The organism is Candidatus Omnitrophota bacterium (assembly GCA_028699255.1).
Taxonomy (GTDB): domain Bacteria; phylum Omnitrophota; class Gorgyraeia; order 2-01-FULL-45-10; family 2-01-FULL-45-10; genus FEN-1322.
In genome coordinates this window covers 6104-10312 of the sequence record JAQVUX010000015.1, presented here as the reverse complement: position 1 = coordinate 10312, position 4209 = coordinate 6104, and the positions used below count along the sequence as shown (strand labels likewise).

Sequence of the window (4209 nt, the reverse complement as noted above, 5' to 3'; positions counted from 1 at the left end):
GCAGAACCTACGACTCCCTCGGCCGTCTTGCATATTCAAAGACCAACGTAATCGAGACAGGCACTGGTCTTAACCACAACTACACCGTCGAAACTACCATAAGCAGTTATAACTCCTTAGGCCAGATATTGAGGATGACGACCACGACCGTTGACGACGGGCTAACCACCACCGAGACCGATACCACCGGCAGAACCTACGACTCCCTCGGCCGTCTTGCATATTCAAAGACCAACGTAATCGAGACAGGCACTGGTCTTAACCACAACTACACCGTCGAAACTACCATAAGCAGTTATAACTCCTTAGGCCAGATCTTGAGGATGAGGCAGATTACAATAGATGGCGGCCTTAAAACCACGGAACAGGATTCTATTTATAGGAGATATGATTCCCTTGGGCGTCTTACATATTCGAATGTAAGTATTACCGAGACAGACACTGCTACAGACGGAACAATCCTGAACCACAACTATATAGTTGAGACTTTTATCAATGCTGTCGCGGCCATAGGAGGCGTTACTGATTATTATAATTCCCTCGGTCAGATTATCCGTATGGTAAGGAAGACTTACGATGGCGATAAGGTTACCTGGGAAGTTGATGATGCCGACAGACAATATGACTCACAGGGTTGGCTATCGTATTCATGCATAAGATACTTGGAGGAATTAAAAGAGGGGGCGGATTTATCCCACACTTGCACTATCGAGACATTTTTAACAGAATCCGATTATAATTCCCTCGGCCAGATATTAACGATGACGCGAAAAATCGTAGACGATGCGCTCATAACCATCGAGACTGACACTGCTAACAGAACTTACGATGCAAACGGTCGTCTTACGTATTCGTGTGTAAGCGTAACGGAAAAAGACCCCACCGCCGCCGCGCTGAATCATACCTATACTGTAGCTACCACTATATCAGACTACAACGCCTTAGGCCAGATACTCAATATGGCCCAGGTTACAGTAGACGACGGGCTAACCACCACCGAGACTGATACTGCCGATAGAACTTATTATATATCAGGGCTCTTAAAATCTTCGAGCGTTAGTATCGCTGAATCAGGTACCAATCTTAACCACAACTACACAGTAGAGACTATCATAAATAGCTATAACTCCCTTGGCCAAGTCTTAAGAATGGCGCAGATTACCGTAGACAACGGACTCACAACTACCATGATAGATAATGCCGACAGAGTATATCATGTAACAGGCTATCTTTACAGTTCAAGCGTTACTATAATCGAAACCGGCAACGGTCTTGATCATAGTTATACTTTATATACAATACAATCATATAACGTATTTGATCAGATTGCTATGACGGATAGGGTAATAGTAGATAATGGACTTATAACTATAGAACAGGATATTTGGGCTAGAACCTACGATGCAAACGGTCGTCTTACGTATTCGTGTGTAAGCGTAACGGAAAAAGACCCCACCGCCGCCACGCTGAATCATACCTATACTGTTGAAACCACTATAGCCTCTTCCGACTATAACTCCTTAGGCCAGATCTTGAGGATGACAACAACAACCGTAAACGATGCGCTCATAACCATCGAGACTGACACTGCTAACAGAACTTACGATGCAAACGGTCGTCTTACGTATTCGTGTGTAAGCGTAACGGAAAAAGACCCCACCGCCGCCACGCTGAATCATACCTATACTGTTGAAACATTCATCAGCTCTATCGCGGCGATAGGAGGCGTTACCGATTATTATAACTCCCTCGGTCAGGTAGTCCGTATGGTGCAGAAGACATACGATGGAGATCTGATAACCTGGACGGTTGATGATGCCGACAGGCAATATAATACGCAGGGACAATTGTCATATTCATACGTAAGATATCTGGGGCAATCTACGGATGGAATAACATTGAATCATACCTATACTGTTGAAACCACTATAGATAACTATGATACCTTGGAGCAAGTATTGCAGATGAAAATCGTAACAGTAGACGGCGGCCTTATCACTATCGAAGATGATGCCGACAATAGGTTATATTACTCCTCCGGCCAGCTTAAATATTCGTATGTTAATGTTACCGAATCCGGTGCCGGTTTAAATAATTGCTACACTATTTCGACAACAATAGATGAGTATAATACCCTTGGCCAAGTTTTGAAGATGGGACAGATTACAATAGAGGACGGCGGCGAAATAATTGAAATGTATGATGTGAATAAAAGAATTTATGATAGTAATGGGAGGCTTTATTCTTCAAAATCAAGTTACTATGACCATTACGGTACCAATGTAGATAAAAACGATGTTCTTAATGAAACATATGTAATTGAAAATATCTGGATTACATATACTGCTTATGATCAGGTGGCTAAAACACAGCAAAAGACATATGAGCGCGGCAAGACTACTACCGTAACGGATACTTCCGATAGAACCTACTATAATAATGGCCGCATAGATACTTCGGCACAGGATGTGCTCGAAGAGGGTAATGGCTTATATGCCGCCTCCAGCCAGACAACGCACGTAATCAGCTATAACTCCCTCGGCCAGGTTCTGCAGATGGAAACTAGCACAACCGTTGGCAGTAAAAAAACTACCGGGACTGATCTTGAAAATAGGACATATGATAGCGATGGTTATCTTGTTTATTCAAAAATAGGAATACATGAAGGCGATACTACTAGTCAGGGACGATTGGATAATTTATATATCCAGACAACGGAAGTTTTGCAATATAACGGTTTGCATCAGGTTGTGCAACAAAAACAGGTCACGACAGAAACCGATGGTAGCAATGCTACAACGGTTACCTCTACTAGACAACACGATATTTACGGACGCGTCTCCAGCTTAACGGAGACAACATCTTACATCGGCACTTATTACTATTACACAATAGAAACAACTACTTATTATGCTGGAGATGAAGTTTATGATTCTAGCACAGGGAAAACATATAAAGTTTATTCGACAATAGAATGGCAAACGCTGGTAACCCATCAAGCAACCGGTACAGTGAGTGGTACGTCCACTACTACATTCACCTATAATGACTTGGATCAGGTTGAGTATTCAACGATCAGTACTGTATATTCCGACTCAAGTGTTGTTCAAAAGGATACCGTTCCCAGGCGATATAATTCAATAGGAGAACTAATTTATTCGGAAGTGGTAATAAGTGGCACGGGGACTTCTTATAAGACAGAACTGAAGCCAGAATCTTTTTCAGTGGAGTACCCAATATATGAGCTAAAGCGCTTATGGGATGCTGAAAAAAAGGAATGGTATTATGACGATGTATTAATAGGTTATGAAACAGTCGTCTATATCTCGTATAACCAATATATTAGCCAAACAACCACCAGCACTTCTTCAACAGTGGAAACTATCATTAATTCGTATAATGATTTAGGGCAAATAACGAAAAAAACTGTTAATACCACAGGTGATGGCGATACCGAAACCGAAGTAATAAGCCCGGTGTATAATATCACCGGACGAGAGGTCAATTCCGACGAGATTACGCTTTCTGGAGATTCTATCATGGCCCAGTATCTCGGTTATTGGTATTACAGCTATGGTGCTAATATTGGGACAGGGGAAGGCTATTATGACGTTGACTGGACGAGTTCCGCTTACGCCGAAAGCCCTTCATATAATCCGTCATATCCTCAATACGATCCACCCACAGATTTTAATGCCGATATAGATTGGTATGCAAATATGGCCTATAACAACGTCATTAACATGTTTTGTCCTATCGATTATGAAAGTTATCTCCAGAAAAACTATCAGCAGTATAAGGCTTATGAGAATTATAAGGATAGTATAATTGAGTGGGAGACTCAGGCCCTAGAAGAATATTTCGTTGCGTGTAATGATGTTTATTATGCAGGCACTACTAATAGTAATAGCCCTGGAGGCATTACCCCAAGCATTGGCGACGATCCCGAAGAATTTCAGGCGGAATTAATGATAGCATATGATAATCTAGATCTTTATATATCGCTAAGTCAACTAACGGCTGAAATTGCGGCGGCAAATGAGGCGTTCATTTGGGGTCAGTTTGCCATGGCTAGCGGCGATTTGTATGTTAATGGATTTGGGAACCCGGGTGTGGCCTATAGTTTCGGAGATGTTGGTCTTTCCACTATCCCTAGCTACGATTTTTCCAGTTTTGATATAGGCTCTTATGATTTTGATTCTTACTACG

General features: G+C 42.1%; 1 protein-coding gene. It reads left to right on the top strand.

Going from position 1 to position 4209, the window contains the following annotated elements; genetic code table 11:
* Positions 1 to 4209, top strand: a 4209-nt coding sequence (locus PHS46_08135) for a hypothetical protein (protein ID MDD3906469.1), incomplete at both ends; no start/stop codon positions are given.